26 protein-coding genes and 1 tRNA gene are annotated in these 22,241 nt (G+C 37.5%); 25 read left to right on the top strand and 2 right to left on the bottom strand.

Annotated elements, in window-relative coordinates:
• Nucleotides 1–121 precede the first annotated feature (121 nt).
• The 10 genes from INR75_RS06695 (at nucleotide 122) to INR75_RS06650 (ending at nucleotide 10,442) form a co-directional block, all read left to right on the top strand.
• Nucleotides 122–239: transfer RNA gene (locus tag INR75_RS06695), tRNA-OTHER, on the top strand.
• A gap of 180 nt (nucleotides 240–419) precedes the next feature.
• Nucleotides 420–947 (top strand): DNA-packaging protein, encoded by a 528-nt coding sequence (locus INR75_RS06690; protein ID WP_223091284.1) that lies wholly within the window; start codon nucleotides 420–422, stop codon nucleotides 945–947.
• Nucleotides 928–2,160, top strand: a complete 1,233-nt coding sequence (locus INR75_RS06685) for a phage terminase large subunit (protein ID WP_223091283.1) — start codon at nucleotides 928–930, stop codon at nucleotides 2,158–2,160. The genes INR75_RS06690 and INR75_RS06685 overlap by 20 nt, the downstream gene beginning before the upstream one ends.
• Nucleotides 2,160–2,741, top strand: coding sequence for a hypothetical protein (locus INR75_RS06680; RefSeq protein ID WP_223091282.1), 582 nt, complete (start codon nucleotides 2,160–2,162; stop codon nucleotides 2,739–2,741). The genes INR75_RS06685 and INR75_RS06680 overlap by 1 nt, the downstream gene beginning before the upstream one ends.
• Entirely contained in the window at nucleotides 2,719–3,135 is a 417-nt protein-coding gene (locus INR75_RS06675) for a hypothetical protein (protein ID WP_223091281.1), read from the top strand. The genes INR75_RS06680 and INR75_RS06675 overlap by 23 nt, the downstream gene beginning before the upstream one ends.
• Nucleotides 3,136–3,164: 29 nt before the next feature.
• Nucleotides 3,165–3,596 carry a hypothetical protein gene (locus INR75_RS06670; protein ID WP_223091280.1) on the top strand — a complete coding sequence of 144 codons (432 nt, stop codon included), beginning with the start codon at nucleotides 3,165–3,167 and terminating at the stop codon, nucleotides 3,594–3,596.
• On the top strand, nucleotides 3,593–4,678 hold the full coding sequence (locus tag INR75_RS06665; RefSeq protein ID WP_223091279.1) for a hypothetical protein: 1,086 nt from the start codon (nucleotides 3,593–3,595) through the stop codon (nucleotides 4,676–4,678). The genes INR75_RS06670 and INR75_RS06665 overlap by 4 nt, the downstream gene beginning before the upstream one ends.
• On the top strand, nucleotides 4,675–7,278 hold the full coding sequence (locus tag INR75_RS06660) for a PKD domain-containing protein (RefSeq protein ID WP_223091278.1): 2,604 nt from the start codon (nucleotides 4,675–4,677) through the stop codon (nucleotides 7,276–7,278). The genes INR75_RS06665 and INR75_RS06660 overlap by 4 nt, the downstream gene beginning before the upstream one ends.
• Nucleotides 7,278–9,980 carry a hypothetical protein gene (locus INR75_RS06655; protein ID WP_223091277.1) on the top strand — a complete coding sequence of 901 codons (2,703 nt, stop codon included), beginning with the start codon at nucleotides 7,278–7,280 and terminating at the stop codon, nucleotides 9,978–9,980. The genes INR75_RS06660 and INR75_RS06655 overlap by 1 nt, the downstream gene beginning before the upstream one ends.
• 207 nt (nucleotides 9,981–10,187) lie before the next feature.
• Entirely contained in the window at nucleotides 10,188–10,442 is a 255-nt protein-coding gene (locus INR75_RS06650) for a hypothetical protein (RefSeq protein WP_223091276.1), read from the top strand.
• Here INR75_RS06650 and INR75_RS06645 read toward each other — a convergent pair.
• Together INR75_RS06645 and INR75_RS06640 are read right to left on the bottom strand one after the other, a co-directional pair.
• Entirely contained in the window at nucleotides 10,417–10,833 is a 417-nt protein-coding gene (locus INR75_RS06645) for a hypothetical protein (protein WP_223091275.1), read from the bottom strand. The genes INR75_RS06650 and INR75_RS06645 overlap by 26 nt on opposite strands.
• A 5-nt stretch (nucleotides 10,834–10,838) precedes the next feature.
• Nucleotides 10,839–11,132, bottom strand: coding sequence for a hypothetical protein (locus tag INR75_RS06640; protein WP_223091274.1), 294 nt, complete (start codon nucleotides 11,130–11,132; stop codon nucleotides 10,839–10,841).
• Between the two features lie 73 nt (nucleotides 11,133–11,205).
• Here INR75_RS06640 and INR75_RS06635 point away from each other — a divergent pair, with 73 nt between their 5' ends.
• Genes INR75_RS06635 through INR75_RS06565 form a run of 15 tightly spaced genes read left to right on the top strand, consistent with a single transcriptional unit; the run spans nucleotide 11,206 to nucleotide 22,190 of the window.
• The gene (locus tag INR75_RS06635; protein WP_223091273.1) at nucleotides 11,206–12,366 is read left to right on the top strand and encodes an ATP-dependent Clp protease proteolytic subunit; all 1,161 of its coding nucleotides are present in this window, start codon (nucleotides 11,206–11,208) and stop codon (nucleotides 12,364–12,366) included.
• Between the two features lie 32 nt (nucleotides 12,367–12,398).
• Nucleotides 12,399–13,469 (top strand): hypothetical protein, encoded by a 1,071-nt coding sequence (locus INR75_RS06630; RefSeq protein ID WP_223091272.1) that lies wholly within the window; start codon nucleotides 12,399–12,401, stop codon nucleotides 13,467–13,469.
• A gap of 36 nt (nucleotides 13,470–13,505) precedes the next feature.
• Nucleotides 13,506–14,108, top strand: a complete 603-nt coding sequence (locus INR75_RS06625) for a hypothetical protein (RefSeq protein WP_223091271.1) — start codon at nucleotides 13,506–13,508, stop codon at nucleotides 14,106–14,108.
• Between the two features lie 3 nt (nucleotides 14,109–14,111).
• Nucleotides 14,112–14,672: a Rho termination factor N-terminal domain-containing protein gene (locus tag INR75_RS06620; RefSeq protein WP_223091270.1), complete on the top strand. Its 561-nt coding sequence runs from the start codon at nucleotides 14,112–14,114 to the stop codon at nucleotides 14,670–14,672.
• Nucleotides 14,673–14,677: 5 nt separating this feature from the next.
• The gene (locus INR75_RS06615) at nucleotides 14,678–15,853 is read left to right on the top strand and encodes a hypothetical protein (RefSeq protein ID WP_223091269.1); all 1,176 of its coding nucleotides are present in this window, start codon (nucleotides 14,678–14,680) and stop codon (nucleotides 15,851–15,853) included.
• Complete coding sequence (locus INR75_RS06610; protein ID WP_223091268.1) at nucleotides 15,825–16,319, top strand: DUF6712 family protein; 495 nt, start codon at nucleotides 15,825–15,827, stop codon at nucleotides 16,317–16,319. The genes INR75_RS06615 and INR75_RS06610 overlap by 29 nt, the downstream gene beginning before the upstream one ends.
• A gap of 5 nt (nucleotides 16,320–16,324) precedes the next feature.
• Complete coding sequence (locus INR75_RS06605) at nucleotides 16,325–18,496, top strand: hypothetical protein (RefSeq protein ID WP_223091267.1); 2,172 nt, start codon at nucleotides 16,325–16,327, stop codon at nucleotides 18,494–18,496.
• Between the two features lie 7 nt (nucleotides 18,497–18,503).
• Complete coding sequence (locus tag INR75_RS06600; RefSeq protein ID WP_223091266.1) at nucleotides 18,504–19,382, top strand: hypothetical protein; 879 nt, start codon at nucleotides 18,504–18,506, stop codon at nucleotides 19,380–19,382.
• Nucleotides 19,369–20,127: a hypothetical protein gene (locus INR75_RS06595; RefSeq protein ID WP_223091265.1), complete on the top strand. Its 759-nt coding sequence runs from the start codon at nucleotides 19,369–19,371 to the stop codon at nucleotides 20,125–20,127. The genes INR75_RS06600 and INR75_RS06595 overlap by 14 nt, the downstream gene beginning before the upstream one ends.
• Before the next feature lie 35 nt (nucleotides 20,128–20,162).
• Nucleotides 20,163–20,609 carry a hypothetical protein gene (locus INR75_RS06590; protein WP_223091264.1) on the top strand — a complete coding sequence of 149 codons (447 nt, stop codon included), beginning with the start codon at nucleotides 20,163–20,165 and terminating at the stop codon, nucleotides 20,607–20,609.
• Nucleotides 20,596–20,919 (top strand): hypothetical protein, encoded by a 324-nt coding sequence (locus INR75_RS06585; RefSeq protein WP_223091263.1) that lies wholly within the window; start codon nucleotides 20,596–20,598, stop codon nucleotides 20,917–20,919. The genes INR75_RS06590 and INR75_RS06585 overlap by 14 nt, the downstream gene beginning before the upstream one ends.
• Nucleotides 20,920–20,943: 24 nt before the next feature.
• A complete protein-coding gene (locus tag INR75_RS06580) occupies nucleotides 20,944–21,327 on the top strand; it encodes a D-Ala-D-Ala carboxypeptidase family metallohydrolase (protein ID WP_223091262.1) in 384 nt (127 codons plus the stop codon).
• 44 nt (nucleotides 21,328–21,371) lie between these two features.
• Nucleotides 21,372–21,554 (top strand): hypothetical protein, encoded by a 183-nt coding sequence (locus INR75_RS06575; RefSeq protein ID WP_223091261.1) that lies wholly within the window; start codon nucleotides 21,372–21,374, stop codon nucleotides 21,552–21,554.
• Entirely contained in the window at nucleotides 21,551–21,898 is a 348-nt protein-coding gene (locus INR75_RS06570) for a hypothetical protein (protein ID WP_223091260.1), read from the top strand. The genes INR75_RS06575 and INR75_RS06570 overlap by 4 nt, the downstream gene beginning before the upstream one ends.
• Nucleotides 21,822–22,190: a hypothetical protein gene (locus INR75_RS06565; RefSeq protein ID WP_223091259.1), complete on the top strand. Its 369-nt coding sequence runs from the start codon at nucleotides 21,822–21,824 to the stop codon at nucleotides 22,188–22,190. Before INR75_RS06570 ends, INR75_RS06565 begins: the two co-directional genes overlap by 77 nt.
• Nucleotides 22,191–22,241 lie beyond the last annotated feature (51 nt).

Raw genomic sequence — 22,241 nt, 5'->3', positions numbered from 1 at the left:
GTTGTCGCTAATCGAGGCCGTGGTAATGCAGGAATTGTCAACGCTTGTTTCCTTCGCTGATATAGTATTCAAATGCAAGCAAATTACCATAAGACTGGCAATCTGGAAAGACAGATAAAATTGGAAGGTGGCGGAATTGGTAGACGCAAAAGGCATCTAACACGGGAAGGTGAGCACTGTCAAGAAATAGATTAGGATGATAACTCCCTATTGTACAGGTTCGAATCCTGTCCTTCCAACAAAAACCAGAGAGAAGGTGCTGTAAAAAGATAATGAAATCAGTGTACAATGATGAATCTATCCTGCTTACCTGATCAGTAAGATAGCAGCACCGTACGAAATACTTTTTTATCCATAGACAATTGTTACAACTCCCCCGGAAATCAGGAAAGAAGGCCGGGGGATAATTAAAGTTAAAGATGGCAGCACCAAAAGGAAATGATTATTACAAAATAAGAAGCAAGAACGGAAGGAGTAGAAAATTCAAAACTCCTAACGCCTTAATGAAAGCTTGCAACGAATATTTCGAATGGTGCCTTGAAAACCCATTGAAAGAAGAGCAAATTGTCAATAAAGCGTGGACAGAGATTTTATATATCGATGCCACAGATAACGAAGGAAATCCAACACAAAAGGAAATAAAAAAAGTACACCCCTACTCTATCGCTCACGTAAGCAAAATGAGACCTTTCACATTAGGAGGTCTTTGCAATTTCATTGATTTAGCTATTTCAAACTTTAAAGAATATGAAAAACGTGAAGATTATCAGGCAGTCACTACGCGCGTACGTCAAATCATATACAATCAAAAATTTGAGGGAGCGGCTTCAGGCTTCTTGAATGCGAACATCATTGCCAGGGATTTAGGATTAGCGGATAAACAAAGCCATGAAGTAAAATCAGAAATCAAACCAACTCGATACGTAAATGCCACAGGAAACGATTGATATTCCAGTTTTAAAGCATCAGATTGCTTTTATCGAATCCAATGCTACGCATACGGGTTTGGTCGGGGGTTTTGGTTCTGGTAAGTCAAAAGCCGGTACGCTGAAAACGATCGAAAAGAAAAAGCAATATCCAGGCATTAACGTTGCTTATTATCTTCCTACCTACGGATTGATTAAAGATATCGCGTTTCCTAACTTCAAGGAAATGCTCGATTTGATGGAAATACCATACGAGTTGAATGAAACCGATAAGGAGTTTAAAACTCCGCTTGGAAAGATCATTCTTAGATCTATGGAAAATCCTGATAAGATTGTTGGTTACGAAGTAGGCTATTCGCTGATTGATGAAGCAGATATTTTACCAAAAGGTAAGATGCGTAACGTGATGGTTAAGATCGCAGGACGTAACAGGAAACCTCTTCCAGATGGATTACCTAACAGCATCGATATGGTTTCCACTCCCGAAGGATTTAAATTCCTTTACGAGTTTTTTGTTAAAGAAAGCAAGCCAAACCGGGTACTGATCAAAGCGAAGACAAAAGATAATCCCTATCTGCCATCAAGCTATATTGAAACGCTTAGCGATATCTATTCAGCACAGGAACTCGAAGCCTATTTAAATGGCGAATTCGTTAACCTATCCGCAGGAACGGTTTATCATGCTTTTGATCGCAAAGTAAACCACACCGATCGCACCGTGAAAGCTGGTGATAAGCTGCACGTAGGAATGGACTTCAACATCACCAACATGAGCGCGACTATTCGTGTGACTGATGGTAAGATCTTTAGTGCCGTCGATGAAGTTACCGGTGCTTATGATACCGCCGATATGATCGGAATCTTAAAAGAGCGCTATCCAAAACACAAGATCATTGTATATCCAGATGCTTCAGGTAACGCTAGAAATACCGCAGGGGATTCAGATATCAAACTTTTGAAAAAAGCAAAATTCAAAGTCATCACCGGAGCGAAAAACCCAAGTGTGCGCGATCGTATTACCACGGTTAACGGATCTTTCAAGAATGCCAACGGTGAAACAATCAACTACATCAATACTTACAATTGCCCGGACTTAACCGAAGCATACGAACAGCTGCCATACAAGAATGGCGTACCCGATAAAGATAGCGGATTCGATCACATCACCGATGCGGACGGCTATGTTATTTACGGATTGAAACATAAATCAGGAACCATAAGAATCAGAGCATAATGTTTAACCTGGACCACATCACAGTATTAGAATTATTCAATCTTAAAGATGAGAATAAAGTTAAGGCTTACATGAATTTGGAAGCAGCATTCGATAAAAACAGAATTCATTTACATGCTGATTTTGTGAATAGGAAACCTTCTCAGTTAGGTTTATTGAGTTACGGTCAAGTGGCAAGTCTTAAAAAGTATTTTGCCAATCCCAAGTATGAAACTATTTACAAGGCTTTTGATATGGTTTTCAAAGTGAAACAATCAACTTTCAACGGTGCTGATGTTGTAGATTTTCTCTATTCACTTCGATGGCTTAAACAGGAAATCAATAAGATCGTAGAACGAGAGATTAAAATGTTCGCCGGTGATCTGGATCCTGTTTTGGAAGAAGCTGGAATCAACCGATTAACCATGTTTGGCGAACTCAACAGCCTTAAGGAACTCGGGAAGCAATTTGGTATAAGACCGAAAGAAATAGCCGATTGGAGCTATAACGAAGTATTCAGTTTGCTGCTTCACGATAAAGTACAGGCTGAAGTTCAAAAACGATACAACGAATTAAAATATGGAACTACGAACCAAGCTTAAAGAATATGCCGCTGCAAAAGGATGGCACTTTGTATTTGGTAGAAGAGATTATCAAAACTTATACGAAGTAAGAGAATGGATTCAAGATGAATTTAAACCTTATGGTGAGGGTGTGACAATAATGTTCTGTGATGAATATAAACGTCAAAGAGATGGAGATTATATAAAATACAAAGGGACATTTATGGTCCTTACATTGTCTAGTTTAGATGAATCCTATGATGACAAAAGGGAAAAATATATATCTCCATTAGAACTAGATTTAGATGTGATGCATGATAGACTTGAATGTTTATATGATATTGAAAGTTGGGAATCAGAAGCTGAAGTAAACTTTTTCGATCTTAACGCAGATGGTGCTTTCGTTTATTATAATCTGAAAATTCACAAGTGATTGACTCTGAAAAAATATTACAGCTTGAGATGGAATCGATACGCGAAGACCTGATTAAAAAACACATTGAATTAGGAATGCGTGCATCTGGACAATGGGTAGAGTCTTTGGAAAATAGAACCAAAGGATTAAGCGGTCAAATTTGGGGCGAACCATACACCGAGCAACTGGTTAACGGTAGAAAGCCGGGAAACTTCCCACCAATTGAGAGAATGCGCCAATGGGTTATTAATAAAAAACTTGAAACAACAAATAAAAAAAGAATATCCATGCTCGCTTTTCTAATCGCTAGAAAGATTGCTAAGGAAGGTACAGAATATTTTAAACAAGGCGGTACTGATCTAATAGAAGCCGTGATCACACCGTCACGAATACAAATGATAATGGATAAAGTAGCGCAGTTTCATATTAATTCGTACACCTCAATGGTTTCAGGTGTATTTCAAAGTTTAGCAGCATGAGTATAGTAATCACCAAACAACCAACAGGCGGTCCATTCAATGCGTATGATGCTGGTACCGAATTAGATTTAGAATTTGGCGTTGATGCTGGCACTCCTGAAGTAGCGATCATCACCATCAATGATGTAGAGCTGCCAAATATCTATCCAGATATCAACGGTAATTTCTATTACAATCTAAAAGCTGCGGTAACAGCCATCATCAATGAGAATCATTTCAATGATGAGCTGGAAGTGATCGATGAAAACTTCAAAGAAGATCCTTCGCTATTCAAAGAAATTGAAATCGTTATTAACGTGCTGTTCGTAGATGTAGCTGAGGATGAAACTACAATCGTATTACCGTTTTTAAAGTCAATAGGGCAGAAATACTATTCCGAAGAATTTACATTTCTGGTGCCTAAGATTAGTCAGAATGCCGAGGTGATTTATTACAAAGGTTACCCGATGGATATAGCCATTTATTCCAAAACTCCAACAGCAGGGATAAGAACATACACCATCAAAAACAAAAGAACCGGCATTTCAACAACAAAAGACTTTGTAAAAGGTGTGAGCCGCTTGTTTCTTGGCGATGGCGTTGTCGATCTTAATGACTTTGAACAGGAAGTGCCGCTGTACTTAGGTGCTAATGATATGGAATTCTCTTATAATGGTTCGATCGTTGCCACCTTAACCATTCACAAAAAAGAAGCGAGCTGTGGCAAGCTTTTAAAATGGTTCAATCCTGCTGGTGGTTGGTCATACTTTAGATTCCTTCCTTTTGAAATTGATGATCTATCTAGTGATACCATGGAAAACTTCAACAATCATGGAGTAAATACCATCACAGGAAAAGAAGCGGAGCGAGAATTGGAACTTAACACCGGTGTGATCGATGCGGCAGAATACCGAATCTTAGAAACGCTGCTATTATCGCCAAAGGTGTACATCTATGATCAGAAACCATTCCAGCCTTTTGCTTTATCCAATTTCAAAGAGGTTGAAGTAACTACAAAATCACTATCGAGAGCAACCAAATATCAAACTGGATCCTATACCATCAAATTACTAATGCCTAACGTTTACACGCAAACCTTATGATCAATGAACGGCTACATATCGAAGGGCAACGCGTTGACGTAACTCCCAACTCAATCACCCGGGATTTACAAATCAACGAGATCGGCGATATCCAAAACCGAAGATCCAATCAATCCAAAACGATCAACCTTCCATTTACACCAAGAAATGTGAAGGTGTTTGAATATTTAGGGATCACTGGAAATAATAGCCGTAAACCATATCAAAAACTAAGATGTGATTATTGGGTGAATGGTATTCAACTCATTCGAAATGGCTATGCAGTAATCAAAAGAACTACTACAGGAACTTATGAAACGGTGATCTATGACGGTATTATTGATATTTCAGAAAAACTCAAAGGCTTAACGCTTGCCGATTTAGATTACAGCGATCTCAATCATTATTTGACCGTTCCAAACTACACAGGATCCTTTACCAATACCGAAGGTTATATTTATGCGCTGGGTGATTTTGTAATGAATCAATCAGGAATCAAAGTCGATCGACAAGCACCGTCTGTTTTTACACATACGATCTGGAAGAAGATTTTCAATCGTATTAACATCAACTATTACGGCGACTTCTTTTCATCGAATAACGACTTCCGAACTGAAGTGATTGCGCCAATGTTCGGTTATGAAGTTCAGGATATCCAACCTGATTACACAGCGATCGGAACTGCAGAGACAGACCAGGTGTTTAAAAGCGTGGTTTCACAAGATTTTATTTTCAATGCTAATTCACGATTAGAATTCGATACGCAGTTTACTGATTCAAGAATAACCTTTGGAACTAATGGTGTATTAACATTTAATGAAGCTTTTAGATTATCAATTGATATTGAAGTGAGTTATAGCTCACAAAATGGTTACAACAGCTTTCAAGCACTTCTCAATGGCACCCGTGTAATTAAATCAGATGTATTAACAAATCTAGGAAGCAGCATTCAAACTACAATCAACATTGATGTAAATGCTGGTGATACCCTTCATTTTCAAATCCATGGTACCGATACGGGTTACAATCCAAACCCTAATACTGGTGTAGGCGAATCTGAAATAGAAGATCAATACATGGTTGATTATTCCGCATCGGCTTCAATGACCTTTCAGGAAGTAACAGGCGGTTATCTTGTGGACTTCGCTCAGATCATGGGTGATACTCCATTGCAAGATATAGTTAAAGATATCATGCAGCGATTTGGTTTGATCGTGCGACCTCTAAAAGCCAATACCGATTTTGCATTTATCCAGATGGAAACGCTTTTGAATGATCGCGAAGGCGCTGAAGATTGGAGCGGCAAATTTCCGCAGTTCGATGATGGCGAAGAATATGAACACGACTACGCCAAAGAGAATAAAGCTAAATACAACTATGTCGAAGAGATTATCGTTCCAACGATGAACGGTGTAATGGGCATCAATAACGAAAACGTGAATGCAACCAAAGATCTGTTTACTTCTATTTTCCAGATTCCGATCAGTAATCGTAGATATCAAAGCACACCGCTTTATTTCCACCCTATTTGGGAAGAGGTTGATGATGATGGCCAGACGGTAATCGAGATCAAAGAAGCCGATATCAAAACTTTCAGAATTAAGAAGGTTGATATCAATCTGAATGCGACTTTCTTTGATAACACCACCTCCGTAAGCTATAACGGCTTAGTGCCTTATCTCAGTTTGGAGAACATGTCGATGCAATATTATATCAATAAATATTACAAGGCATTTCAAGGTGTGATCGAAAACTTTCAGCTTCACAGTGGTAGAATATTATTAAGCGAGATTGATATTCTAAACATCAACTTCTTTCGATTGAAATACTTTAAGCAAAAAGCGATGTATTTCTATTTGAATAAGATCAGAAATCAATCCGGTAAGTTATCGGAGTTTGAACTTGTGGCCGTTCGCCAGTTCCTAAAAAATCAACCACCAACAACTTTAGGAACTTATGAAACGGTGATGAATTACGAGAGCAATCGAAATATATCGGTTAACCAACTTACCTCACAAACAGTGCCTGAATATTTCGATCCTGAATTCGATCAACCGATCGCTTTTAAGTTTACCGGTGGTTTTAATGAGGATATTTTATTGAAGAACGGAGAAACGGTTATCGATTCAGAAACGGAAATCCTTATTGAAAATTGGGATCTGAATATCGAAGACCAGGGAAATACAACTGATGAACATTCGGCAAGCTTCACATTCAAAATTAAAGACGCAGGATCTGGAGCATATTCTGAAGTAGAAGGAACGCTTCAGGTAACGGTCAATGAATATATTAATCAACCACCTGTTGCAGATGCTGGCGAGGATTACACTTTTGAAATCACCAACGATGAGTTTGATTCGATTACTCCTTTAGATGGTTCTGGTAGTTATGATAACACTGGCGATATTACCACCTACCTATGGGAGATCATCACAAAACCAATATCATCAAATGCAACACTCACAAATTCAAACGGTGCGTCTAGTGGTTTAGCCTTACCAAATAATAATGATAGCGTTGGATCTTACACCATGCGACTAACGGTGACTGATGAATTTGGTTTAACCGATACCGATGAAGTGACTATTCAAGTAATGATGAACGAAATAAATCCTGAATAATGGCAGATAAAATACAAGTCTTTAAATTAGATATCGATATTGATTCGGTAATTCAGAGTGCATCTGCTTTTAAAACGCAGGCTGATGTTATACGCGGGAAATTAAAGCAATTGAAAGATGCTGGTGATACAGGATCTGAAACTTATGTTCGACTTAAAGGGCAGCTCGATAATGTAAACGCTGAATATCGTACATACCAGCGTGAAGTCACTAAACTGACATCAATACAAGGAAAAGAAATAAAAACTGTACAAGAGGCACGAAATGCGCTTTCTGTAGTTTCTTCGCAATGGGCGAAGCAGGCGCAATTGTATGGTGCTAATTCTGATGCTGCTGATAAACTCGCCAAAAAGAAACTGGAGCTTACCGAACGCCTTAAAACTTTAGAATCTCAAACAGGAGATAATACACGTAATGTCGGTAACTATGCTGAAGGGATGGGTGAAGCTTTAAAACAAAGTACACTTTACGGACAAGCTCAGCAGAAATTAAATGCAGTAATGGCAGTTGCTAAGCCTATTTACAATGCACTTAAGAATGAGGTGAACGGCATGAAAGCCGCTTATCAAAAGGCTAAAGCTGAAGTGGCTGCTTATTCTGGTGTTCAAAAGGCTGCTGCAATTACTACCGGAATTACCAACGTTGCTTTAAAAGCTTTTAAGATCGCCCTTATAGCTACTGGTATCGGTGCTATTGTGGTGTTACTTGGTTCTCTTGTTGCTTGGTTTACAAAAACTCAGACAGGGATTGATCTGGTGAATAAAGTGCTTGCCGGTTTAGGCGCTGCTTTTGATGTGGTAATCGATCGTGTTGCTAAGTTTGGCGGTGGTATCGTTAAGCTGCTATCCGGAGATTGGAAAGGCGGACTTGCTGATATGAAAGATAGCTTTGCCGGGGTTGGTGATGAAATACTGAGGGAAACTAAACTGGCGGCACAACTTGAAGCTGAACTTCAAAAATTGCAAAGGCAAGAGATTGCCGTAAAAGTAGCAAGGTCTGAAATCAATAAGCAAATAAAGGAACAAAATAAAATTGCTGAAGATACCACGAAAACTTTTGAAGAGCGGCAAAAAGCGATCAATAAAGCCATTTCACTAGAACAGGAGCAAATTAAAATTGAAAATGATCTTGCTAATAATCAGCTTAAAAACGCATTGCAATTAAGTGGAAGTTATGAAGAAAATGCGGACAAAATAGAAGGAGTACGCCAAGCTTTTATCGATGCACAAGGGGATGCACAAGTTTTCCAAGATAAACTTCTTCAGATTGGTTTTAGCAATACACTAGTTGAAGATGTTGAGAAAATTGGAGATGCAATCATCAATAACAACAATGCAATTGCAGCGAGTGAAGAAAAGCTCACAACTCTTACCAACAAAAGAAATACAATAGAGGATCAGTTCGAAGCCGATAGGCAAAGAAGAGCCAAGCAGGAACTTGACCGAAGAAAAAGAGCTACGGATGCTTTAATAGCTGAACAAGAAGCTCAACTTAAACTCTACGAAGAAAACAACCGATTTGAAAAGGATCAATTAAAAGTCAAAGAAGAAACAGCTAAGCAAGAACTGGATATTCTAAAATCAAAATTAGATGCTCAGAAGCTTTCGCAAACAGAATACAACGCTGAAGTTAAAGCGATCGAAAATGATCTTATTGAATACCGCGAACAAAAACGCCAAGAAGAGCTGGAACGTAGGCAAGCTTTTGAAGATCAAAGGCGACAATTAGAAGAACAGATCAGGCTTGAGAATACGGAAAACGAATTGGAACGTGCCGAACTTCAAGCGGAAATGGATTTCGAAAAACATGTTGCAGATCTGGAGAACATGCAGCTTCGAGAAGAAGAGAAAACGGAGTTACTGACATTACTCACTGAGCAACGTGAGCAAGCGATCACCGCTATTCGTGAGCAGTTTGAACAGAAAAGAATATCTGATTTCCAAAAGCTAATGGATAAGGAAATCAAAATAAGAGAGAAAAATGCTCAACAGGCCGCAAACATTGCCACGCAATTAACTGGAATCTTAACTGGTTTACTGGGAGATTCTTTAGCAGCTAAACTTGCCAGTATTGCCATTGACGCGGCTATACAAGCTGGAATGGTTGCTATAACTACAGAAGGAGCAAAAGCACAAAACTTAGCTTTGGCAGCGGCTCCTGGTCCGCCAGCAAATATTCCTTTATTAATCACAGCAGCAGCTCAAAATTTAACCTTACAAGCACAAAGTTCAGCTGCAATCACTAAGATATTAGCATCTGCTGCAATTCAAGGCGTAGGTACCATCGCACAAAGTGCTAAGTTTGAGAAAGGTGGTTTTATGAAGATCGGCGGTAAACGTCACAGCGGTGGCGGTACTAAGTTCGTTGGTGAAGACGGTACCACCTTTGAAGCAGAGCAAGGCGAATTGATTGGAGTGATCAATCGAAATGCTGCTTTCATGGTTGAGCAATTAAATAGCCAATACCCTGCAGGTGGTGCAATCAAAATGCAAAATTATTTAGCGGCTGGTGGTATCGTTACGCGTAACACTGGAAGCACAACGAATATTTCTAAAATGGAAATCGACTATGATCTACTGGCCAGAAAGATAGGAGCTGAGTTAGGTGTCGAATTGGAAAAACTAAAAATCTTCGCATCCATCGAAGAGATCAGGAAAGCAGATAAAAACTATATGAACATTCAGAATGGCGCAATTTTCTAATATTATTGAAGGATGGAAACGTTACTTTGACGGTGACGTGAATGATACCGAACGCAAACGTGCGGAGATCTGCAAAGAATGCCAGCACGCCACCGTAGGCACGTATGAAAAACTATTGAAGGATTTTCAATTAAAAGAAGTTCAGGGTTTGAAATGCGGTCATTGCAACTGTCCGTTATCCACTAAAATAAGAAGTCCAAAAGATAAATGCCCGATAAAAAAATGGTAAACAACATGAGTACGCACGATCTCTTAGGTAAACTTGAAAAGCTTGAATTCTTCAATGATCTAATCACTTCGGGTATTGTTCCAGTAGAATGGTTGGATTATAAACTCATGTACGAGTATTACCTGGATGAACTTAAGAGCGTGAAATCTACTCAGGCAATTTGCAATACCGCTGAAGAATTTAAAGTGAGCGAACGAACGGTGTACACTATTGTAAAGAAGTTGAGGGGTTAGAGTGATATTTAATACCTTCCTGATAAACTTCGTTAATATAAGTTTCTCTATCTAATTCAGCTTTTTGCTTTGTCTTTCTGAAAGCATATAAACCTCCGTCCATTTTATAATCAAAAGCCCCTTGAGTTCCTTGAAGTATGATATCTTTAAATATATAATAATAGAAAAACTTATCTCCTTCTTTAATTTTATCTCCTTCTTTAGGTAATCTTTTTAGAACATTTAAACTTCCTAAGCTTTGAAGTAATTCTATATGGCTAATCTTAAAATAATCCATTTTATCCAGCATTACATCTTTCCAGATAAAAGACATTTTTATAAATAAACCTGTAATTGCTATAGCAGCAATTACAACAAAAATTAAAACTAATTCATTTTCAGTAATATCCATACGATCTATTTTTTAAGTCCTACTTCTCTTTCAAATTCGATCTCTTCTTTAGATTTTAGTTTCTCGATCGGTAAACTGCCGTTTGTTTGATCAAGCCAATCTAAATACTCATCATACATTTTGTCGTTCCATCGGCGTTCCATGTGCGCTTGTACATAAGGATTATCCTTTAATTGCAGTCGATCTCGTTTTCTTTCCGTCCATTTGATAAGTGGATTGAAAACAGCATTCACGGCTTTTATAAAACCGTAAAGGATTGCAACCGCGATCACTACCGCACAAATAATTAAAAACACCATAGTTCAAAGATACTCAAAATTACTGAAGGCACGACTTCAGTAAAAGTAATGTAATACATTATAATTTTGAAGTATGAAAGGAATCATAAAAATTCGCGGTGTTATTGGTAAGATACCAGATGAAAACGGTGAAATCATTACACCGAACACTACTTTTCTAAATGTTTCAGAGCAAGCAGAAGCTCAAAAGCAAGCTACCGAATTCGATATGATCATTAATTCTCCAGGTGGTTACATGGAGGATGGTGATGAAATGTTTGATTACCTAGATGGTATTCAAAAAAATGGTAAACCATTTACCACAATAGCAGAAGAAGAATGCGCATCGATGGCTACAAAACTGTTCCTGTTAGGGGAACGTAGAATAATTAAGACGGGAACCATTTTTATGATTCACAATCCGGGCGGCGCACCAGAGCATGGTGATGCCGATTATATCGAAGCCTATTACAAAGGTTTAAGATCACTAGAAACGAATCTTATCAACTTCTACCACGAACGTACCGGAACTTCAAAAGAAGCACTTAAAACACTAATGAAAAACGAAACTGAATTAACTCCTGAACAGGCGGTTGCTTTTGGTTTCGCTACTGAGATATATAAGCCAGAACTAAAAGCTGTGGCTTTCTCTAAAAAGTTTAATCCAAATTCATTTAAAATGTCAGACAAAACCAAAGACAAAAAAAATGAAGAAACATTAGGCAAGCTAGATCAACTGCTAGACTTGGCTACTAACTTCTTCAAAAAAAGTGAGAAGCCAAAAGGCTTAAAAATGCAGTTGGATGGCACAGGTGAAAAGGAAATTATATTTCCTGATTTAGAGCCTGATGATACCCCATCTGTAGAAGACAAGGCAACCATTGACGGTTCGCCAGCGGAAGGTGATATTGTAATGCCTTCAGGAGAAACCTTCAAGTTTGAAGGTGGTATTCTTAAAGAAATCGTACCGAAAGAAGAGGAAGGCGACGATGATATCGAAGCTTTGAAACAAGAGAGAGACGATCTTAAGAGCCAGTTAGAAGCTCAGAACAAAAAGACCGAGAAAGCCGAAAAAGAAGTAACCGCACTTAAGAAAAAAGTAGGTGATCAAGAAAAAGGCTTCGAGAAAATCACTAAAGAGATCACCGCATTAAAAAGCCAGATCACTTCAGATTTCAGTCACGATCCTAAGAAAAAGAATTACAAGGAACGTGAAGAGGGAACCCGTCAACTTTGGAAGAAAAAGGACGAATAAAATCATCATTCATCAATTAAAAAACGAACATCATGGCAATATTAGATTTGCAGAACTTAACAATGAATCCTGAAGAAGCTACCGAAGTTTCTAAGGCGATTTTCATTGCAACAATTACCGGTGGTGATCTTAGCGAGTATCACGAGATAGAAACCGGAGTAACACACAAGAGACAAATTCCTTTCATCGGGAACCTTGGTCTTGTAGGTAAAAAACAAACAGGTTGTAACCGTAGCGAAAACGGTGCAAGCATTCCACTAACTGAGAAGTTTTGGGATCCGGTTTTAATCGGCGACCGTCTGGCGCATTGTGCAACCGATGTAAACGCACTACTTAAGCTTTTCAAGAAAGCGCAACGTGTAAATCCTGATTTCTACGACCGTATCGGATCTGAAGAATTAGGACTGATCATCGCAAAGGTAGAACAGGCGATGAAGAAAATGAACAACCGACTTGTTTGGTTCGGTGATACCGCTGCGGACAACGTGACCGATTCAGGAGTGATCACTGACGGTGTGGATGTTGCTTTCTTCAATATCCTTAACGGACTTTTCAAACAAATCTTTGCTGAAGTTCCTACTTCCGCTAAGAACTACGTTGAGATCTCTAAGAATGCAGGGGCTTCTTATGGAGCACAGGCTTTAGATCCTAATACTGCACTAGGAGTGTTTAGAGCAATGCACAACGCTATCGATGCGAGATTCTTCGAAGCTATTGAGGAAGGTGCGCAGCCTGAGTTATTGGTAACTCGTGAGCTTTACCAAAACTACTGGGATCAGTTAGAAGACAAATCGCTTGCCTTTACGCTTCAAGAAGCCAGAGAAGGTGTTAACGCGATGTCTTACCGTGGTATTCCTATTAAGGTTCGTCACGATTGGGATAATAACATCCGTTCTTACCAGGATAACGGGGCGAAGTATAACCTTCCAAACCGTGCAATTCTGACCGTGAAAGAAAACATTCCTGTTGGAACTGTTTCTGAAGAAGATCTTGGAAACATCGAAAGCTGGTATGAGAAAAAAGACAAGAAAAACTACATCGATTTTGATTTGATGTTAGATACTAAACACTTGTTGGATTATATGACTGTAGCTGCTTACTAATAGCGGCTACAGCCTTAACTCTTAAAAATTACGATCATGGCAGAATGCTTTATAGACGAAATTACAGGCGATATCACAGTGAACTGCGATCACATGGCGGTTACTGGTATCGAATCTGACATTGTTTTGATTCCATTTGGTGCAGAAGATAAAACAGGATCTGCAATTGATGAGACTAACTCACAGTTGATCACCGATCTTGTTCTGAAAGCCGGTAAAACAGGCTTTAAACTGGAAGGAATCAAGCAAACGAACTCGCATAACTCCGAATTTGTACCAGGGGATAACCAAACCTTAGACGGTCATCGTCACAGAATTGGTTTTAGAATCCTATCTCCTACTACAGCCAACCGTGCGGAAGCCAACAAGCTTTCTAAAGGCGGTAAATACATCGCTGTGGTAAACAGAAAATACAAAGGTCCATCTGATCAGGATGCTTTCTTAGTATTAGGATGGCAATACGGGATGAAATTAGTTGAAATGACAGAGAATTCTCTGGAAAATAAAGGTGCAATCGTTGGTGCATTGCAATCTGAAGATGATGCACTTGAAATGGATCTTCCAAAGAACCTGTTAGATGCTGATTACGATACTACACTTACAGCGTTCAATAACAAATTTGAACAAGCAGCTGTATAATAGATGGATTGGTTAAGCTTAGATAAAGAAACGATTTTCCGTGGTAAAGATGATCACGGGAATCGTTATTTGAGCCAATTCTTACGCGATTACAAGCAAACGTTCAACCCGAAAGAAATTAATGCCGGGTGTGATCGATGTCTTGAGGATTATTACCGAAAACTTACAAAACACTTACAGATCATGGGAGCTAAAAAACCAAACTCCGGATATAAGTTAAAAGAAAAATACGACGGTATTCCATTATCATTTGGAAGCCGCGAATTTGCATTTAACGCCACGCTTACCGATAAGCAGGCAGAGCAATTGATTAAGAATCACAAAAAAGGGAAAGATTTATTCGATACCATTCCAGACAAAACCAAAAAGGAAGGTTCAGAGAATAAAGAAACTGTTATTAATCTTAGTAAATCCACTCGCCCTGAATTGGATGAAATGGCGAAAGGTTTAGGTATTGAAAAGCCTGAAGAATTAGCCAATAAAGATGCTGTTATCGAAGCAATCGAGAAAGCTCAGGCAGAACAGGACAAAACCAAAAAGGAAGGTTCAGAGAATAAAGACTAATCCCGATGAAAAGATTTAGCGCTGCATTTATTGAGATCATTTCTTCAGTAAAATCAAAATTCGATAAGAAGAACGAAATATATAAGAACGGGGTAGATAATGACTACCCCGAACTTATTGAAAGCCTTATCGATAATTCGGTGACTGCCAGTCGCTGCGCTGCGCTTATGGCTTCTTATATCTCTGGTAAAGGTTTTGGTGATGAGCTAAATAAAATCATTGTTCACGACAAAAAGAAGATCTCGCTTCTTCAACTGGTTCAAGATATCGCAGAGAGCTATTCACGTCATAAAGGTTTCTTTATCCAGTTGAATTATGATCTGAATTATAACTTTTCGAGTATTGAGTGTTTACCGTTCACTGATTGCAGGGTAGGTAAAGAAGATGATGACAAGTACAAAGGTAAGATTGCCGTTTGCTCCGACTGGCAAGATGCTAAAGAGGTTAAAAAGGCGAAGCTTGTTGATGTGTATAACGACAATAAAAAAGTTGTTGAAACGCAAATCAATAAAGCTGGAAGCATTCATAAATACAATGGCCAGATCTATTATTATCACGAAGGGAAAAAGAACTATCCATTATCACCATTGCATCCATGTATAGAAGATTCTGAATCTGAAAAGCTTTCAGCAATTTACAAAAGTACTTCTTTGAAAAAAGGTTTTTTCGGGAAAACACTATTCATTACTAAGCCACTTGTTGAAGCTGATCGTTATAACGAAGATGAGGCTAAAGAGTATCAAGACCAGGTAAAAGAGCGAACTAATTTCAGGGAAGTTATTAAACAGTTCATCGGTGCCGAAAATGCAGACGGTGTATTGCACTTAGAAATGGAATTCGACGGTGAGGATATCGAAAAAGAAATCCTTGTTAAAAACATCGATTCTAACATTAATGATAAGCTATTCTCTTATACAGAAAATAGTGTAAGCGATAACATTCGTATGTGCTTCAATAATGTTCCTGCGCCCCTAATTCGATCAAAAGAAGGTGCGCTCTTTGGAAGCTCAGGCGATGCTATTAATGCCATGAAACTATTCTACCAAGATCAAACTAACGATGAACGTATGATCGTAGAACAAACGATCCAGATGCTGCTTTCAAGGTTTGCCAACAAACCAAATCAAGAAATAAAACTAATTCCACTTATCGATGTTAATCAGCAAGCAAACAATAGCTAAGTACAGAGATATTTCCAGAGGGGTTTCTGATGGAAAAATCAATCCTTATATCGATGATGCCGAGAATATCGACATCAAACCGCTATTAGGAGAACTATTATATAATGCTGTTAAGAAAACCCCTGAAGATCATACACTACTTATTGAGGGCGGCGAATACGAGTATAAAGATGAAACCTATTCACACCCCGGATTAGAAAAAGCGTTGAGCATCTTTGCGTTTGCCAGGTATATTTATTTCGGAGCTTCTACAGATACGGCTTGGGGATTTGTTGAAAAAGAAAATCAAAATTCTACCCCTGTGAGCGCATCACACAAGAAAACGGTGTACACTAAAGAACGTCAAACAGCTGCAACCTACTTTTCTGAAGTGGCAACTTTTTTAAACCGAACAAATTACAATCTATGGAAATCTGGATGCGCTCCGCGCAGATCTGGAGGTTTCCGAATTTCTAAAATCAGTTAGTTATCATGGCCAAGATATTTCAAAACGTCAGCGATTTATATTTCACCTTAGATGGTGTGCGGTATTACAAAACATTCATTGCGCTTAAAGCAAGTGAAAATGCTATTCGTGTAGTTAGTATTTACGATAGCCGTTTGTCTTTGATCGACAATACACCAGTTGGTGATATTCAAGTTAACGGAAACACCTACACCTCTATAGAGACACTTACAACTGCTCTACTTGATGTAATTCATCCCACTGATCGAATTATTCAGGAAATAAGAGCAGAGGTTGATGCAATTTCTACTGGTGAGATCGCAAAAGATTTTGACACACTAGCAGATGCTGTTGCCTATTATACTTCTTTAGATGAAGCAGAAAAGAATAAACTAGAAAATGTAAAATTTTCAGTTTCAAAAGATAGTGATGCGGTAACTCACCCAAGTAATGAAACAAATTCAAATAACGGTATTTGGAAATGGAAAGCAGAAAAAACGGATAACGTAGATTTTGTAAAAGAAGATACTAACGAATTAGTCAAGTCTTATGACAATAAAATTAATAGTAAAGTATCAATCAACGGTGCAGATACAGAGTTATTTGATTCAACTGACGAGTTTTTAATTTGTGATAAAGATGGTAATGTTATTGCTTTTATTGATAATCAAAAATTAAAAGCTTTAACTATACATGATAAAGATGGTAATTTAAGGGAATATATTGACAGTAAAACGGCTAGTAATAATGCAGACCTTGAAGAAATTATAAGTGATGATGATGAATTAATTATTTGTGATGGCCAGGGATATGTCATTGCAATTTTTGATGAAAATGGTTTACAAGTAAATAATGCTGGTTCATTTGGTTCTGGCGATGGTGGTTCTACTCCAACAACCGTATCAAATCACCCCTTAAAAGGTAAATATATTTGGTCGATCGGTGACAGCCATAGACATAGATACATGGAGAAACTGGCAGAGTTAACAGGAGCTAATTACGACCACGAAGCTAACCTTAGTTATGTTGAAGATACTTCAGGATTACTTTTTTGGGAAACGATGAACGGTCAGGCGATGGCATTGAAGAAAAATATAATCGATGAAGGGGGGGAAGTAGATTATATTTTTATCGAAAATGTACACCCTATATTCGGAAAAGCTCCTAATGCTTCTTACCCTAATATAGTTGAAAATGTTGACCCTTTTGCACCTTCTGTAATATACGATTATACAAATCAGGTATTTGCAGAACATTTGGAAGCTGAAGATTTTTTTAGGGATAATTTTAACTCTATTGTTAGCAATTACACACCCCAACCTAATGCAGTACTTAGATTTATAATTCAAGCAATCGAACAAGTTTTAGTTATACAATTCTCGTCAGGTGTAACGCAAACCACAGCAGGACAAGTTTACATAAGATTCACAGATAATGATGGTACATTATACGAGTCAGGGATTTCTTTAGATGGTGGTTTAAGCCTTCAGCAAGCTGTTAATATAATAAATGAAATTCAGTTTGAGGAATTTAATCCTTACTGGAATAATTATTTGCATCATCAAGCATTAACTAGTCCCGAAATACCTTTTCAATATACAGGGGAATCTGGGGGTGCAGAAGCTTCAATTAATATAGAAATTGATTTTGGAACAACTGGATTAGAGCTAAACGGAACTCCAACAATTGACACAGGTTCTTCATCATATAGAAGTTATGGTTTTCACAGTAAAGATATAAGCGAATGGAATACACCGTTCACGAATAATAATTTAGATAATATTTGGCGGTATTTGTCAATTTCTGGTGACAGTTTCAAGCATTACAAAAATCTAATTGAGTATTTAGGTAGAGAAATACCAAAAGCAACTTTAGTTGTTACCACATGGTCAAATGACTTATGGAATTTCACAAATGATACCATTGTAGAGAATGGACAAACTAAAGATTTAAAATATGCTGATGGTACTTTTAGTGTGAAAAAATTATATGAAACTGAAAGACATATTAAGTCAGAAAAAGTAATAGAAGGGTGGAAGGATATAGCTAACTATTACGGCATTCAACTTATTGATACCAAAAATTTAGTAGGCATCACGCCTTTGAATTGGAAATCATTCTATAAAAGCAATGATGTACACCCTTTAGAAATTGGGTATGATAGATATTCTAAAATAATAGCGCAAACGGTAAAATAAATTCAAGATGAAAATAGTATTAAAAAATGCAGATGCTTCAGGTAATTTCTTGAAGAAAGTGGTTGTAAATACTCCAATAGAAGTAAGTCAGGAAACAATAGATATTTTAAACATCTACGGGAGTACTTTTACACAAAGTCAAACAAACGAAATAGATTCAGTCCTTACAACACTTAGAAATAAATCTTGGTATAATAAGATTAAATTACTAATGCCTATTCATTTAGGTCAAAACAATTCAAATCCTTCTGCCGATAATTCAACGACAGGCGTTTACCATGCTCAATTACTAAATATAATAAACAATCAGCAGGTAGGTTTTTACTCTGGAGCAAATCGAAATGGTAATATTGAGCCTACATTAACTTTCGACAAAGGAATATTTGTATCGAATTATGAGACAGATCAAAACTACATTCCTCGCTTAAAAACTTTGAACAGTTTAGAATTAGACACATCTAATTTTCATGCTGGTGTTTATTTTTCAATGCCTGTAGATAAAAAATATAACAGTAATATTTTAGATATATTTCCGGTTATAGGAGGTGTACGAAATTGGCAAGCACAAATTGGCGGTACTGGAAATGTATCTTCTGTAAATTATACAGAAGTACAAGAAGCACTTATTCTACAAAATAGAGATGAATCTAATGTAGGCAATGAATATACTGCTTTTAAAGATGGTGTTAAACTAACAGGCGCGACTTACGACCCAGATGTTTATACAGCATCTAAAACAGGATTGGAACTAAAAGTATTAGCTTTTAATACTGAAGATGCTGAAGGTGCAAGAGTTTCACTTATAACATATGGCGAGCCATTAACTGACCAAGAATCGATTGAATATTCTGACTTATTAACAACATTAGCAAATGTGCTTGGATAAAAATGAAATAACCAAAAAACAAAAACGCCAATATTGGCTTAAAGACTTTGCTTGGTATCTCATAGGACGAGGGGTATATGGATTTTTAGGTTTGTTTTTCTACCCGTTTATAAGAAGAAATCATATTAGAAAAGTAGTTGCAAACGGCACTAATAATTGGTGGCAAAAGCAATTATGGTATATGATTAATCGTGATGACGCACAACCTAATGGGATAGACTGGAACGAAGACTATATTGAAAGAATGGATTGGAAAAGCGATACGTGGTTAAAACGACTCAGAAATTCATATTGGTATAACGCTATCCGAAATATGTCTTATAATTTTTTATTAAGTCATAGAGCAGAAAAAGGATATAATTATTTGCAATTAGTTGTAGACAAATTAAAGAAATGGAACAAAAAAAATAATGAATGGGTGAGCGTTAGTTTTTCAATCATGGCATTTATTGCTTTTGATGATGGTAAGGGAGGTATATCTAATAAAGGTTCTAAAATATTAGAAAATCAATCAATATGGGGAAAAGCAGAAGCATATTGGACAGATGATGCCGGTAATATTCAGGGAATGATAACCTGGGCGGTTAAGTTTAGATTTTTATTCTGGAATATTTACGAACTCGCTCAAATAGGAACTTATAGCAGTGGTAAAAAGGACTTCAAGGAAAAGCTTTATTTCCGCTTTGCAGATTGGAAATTCTGGAATGGATTAACGCCTTGGAAAATTATTGAAATAGACGTGTAACCTAAATAGTGGGGAATGAAAAAAATTACATAATCATGTCGACAATGGAAATGTTTATACCTATTACCCTTTCAGCCCTAGGATGGTTGTTTGGTTTTTTCTTGAATCTTAGTCTTTTGTACAGGAAAAAGGATGATCGATACTATCGAGAACGGAAAACTGTAATATTTTTTGCATTGCTCTTTTTCTTCTCCTTCCTGCAAGATGCCATCTTTATAATGCATGCGTTCAATGTTGTAGGCATGACCATTTATAAAGGTGCTTTAATTGTGAAGTCTTTGATACTTGTAGCCAGCTTTTCAGCCTATGTAAGCGATCTTAAGTTTTGGTCAGCAAAGAAAATCCCTGAGGAAGAGCATGACAAAAAAATAGAAGAAATTCATAATAAGGTGCTAGCAGATTTTGAAGGGATTAGGCTATCAGATCAAACGAGAAGAATAATCGATAACCGTTTCAAAGAGTTAAAAGATGCTAGGCAATGAAATTACAAAAACACTAATTATAAGTGCGGCTGGAATTCTTTCGGCTGGGTTCCCTATTCTGAAACTTTTTTGGGATAACCGTAAAAAGAAACGGGGCGATGCTGCGGAAGAAATTAAGCAAATGAAATTAGAAAATGCTGAACTTAAAGAACGACTAGAGCAGCATGAGAAAAATATCAATGAGCTTAGAATAAGGCTCAGTATCATCATACCTATCGTAAAATCGCAAAATCCAAATAACGAAGATCTTTTAGAGCTTATGACCTTATTGGAACGTGATACTGGTATGAATAATACATCAAAGGGTTAATTCATCAATCAAAAACGAATAGTTATGCAACTAACAAAAAACTTTCATCTTAGCGAGTTCGCATCAAAGGACGGTGCTGAAACTCCACAGGAATTAATACCAAACTTACAAGAACTAGCGAATAATCTGCAAGTTCTTCGCGATAGTCTAGGTGTGCCAATTCACATCAATAGCGGTTATCGATCACCGGCACATAACAAAGCCGTTGGAGGTGCTCCAAAGTCACAACACAAGGAAGGAAAAGCCGGAGATATCACCGCAAAAGGATATACGCCTAAACAGATCTATGCCAGAATAGAAAAGCTAATGGCTGAAGGTAAAATGAAAAACGGTGGCTTAGGTTTATATAACACTTTCGTGCATTACGATGTGAGAAACTATGCGGCACGTTGGAATAATTCAAACTAAATAACACAGGGGGACACTTATGTCCCTCTATTAATACATCAATCATGAAAACAACAATTTTTAAATTCATCTTATTTTTTCTAGCCGGTGTGGTTCTAATATCATTCATCGGGTTTATTTACATGCTTTTCAACGACTACACTACCGGGCAGCGTATTGGAGCGATAGCTACAACCATAATTGCAGGAGGTGGTGCATATTACATTCTGAAACAATTAAGGCTATGAAACTATCGCAACAAACATGGGTAATTATCTTAGGTATTGCGCTTGCCGCTTCGATCATTTACATTATCGATCAAAATTCAACGATCAATTCGCTAGAAAATCTATTAGAGAACGAAAAAGAAAAGAAAGAAGCCGTAATCGATCAAAACAGAAAGTTAGAACAGGAGCTGAAGAATAAAGGCGATAAGCTAGATAAATCTGCAAGGGGAGATACACAGACCGCTAAGGATCTAGAAGAACAAAAAGAGCAACTTAAAAATGAAGATTATGAAAACGAGCCTTTTCGTATTAATGATGCTGATTCCTTGCGTGATGTTATCGCAAGAAGATTCAACGAAAGTTAGTTTAAGTTTCCTTCAAAATGTAGAAAGTCAGCTTCGAGAACTTGACAGGCGTAGGCAGGAGAATATAGCCAACGATTTGATTATTGCGAAATACAAATCGGCAAACCAAAAATTAACCGAATCGAACCAAATAAAAGATCAGCGTATTGGCTTGCTTCAAAATTCCTTAGACCAAGCATTGCAGCTTTACGAGATCGAGCAAAACGAGAAGCCGAAAAATACCTGGTTTATAGATCTTATTAAAATACTTGGAGCATTTGGCGTTGGTTATTTTGTAGGTAGTGTTTTTTAACTTGTCAAGTATTCCTTTACAACTTAAGTCTATCTAATAAGGTAGGCTTTT

The organism is Zunongwangia sp. SCSIO 43204 (assembly GCF_019904275.1).
Taxonomy (GTDB): Bacteria; Bacteroidota; Bacteroidia; order Flavobacteriales; family Flavobacteriaceae; genus Zunongwangia; species Zunongwangia mangrovi.
Note: the sequence above shows the minus strand (reverse complement) of the source record. Positions and strands in the feature narration are given on the sequence as shown.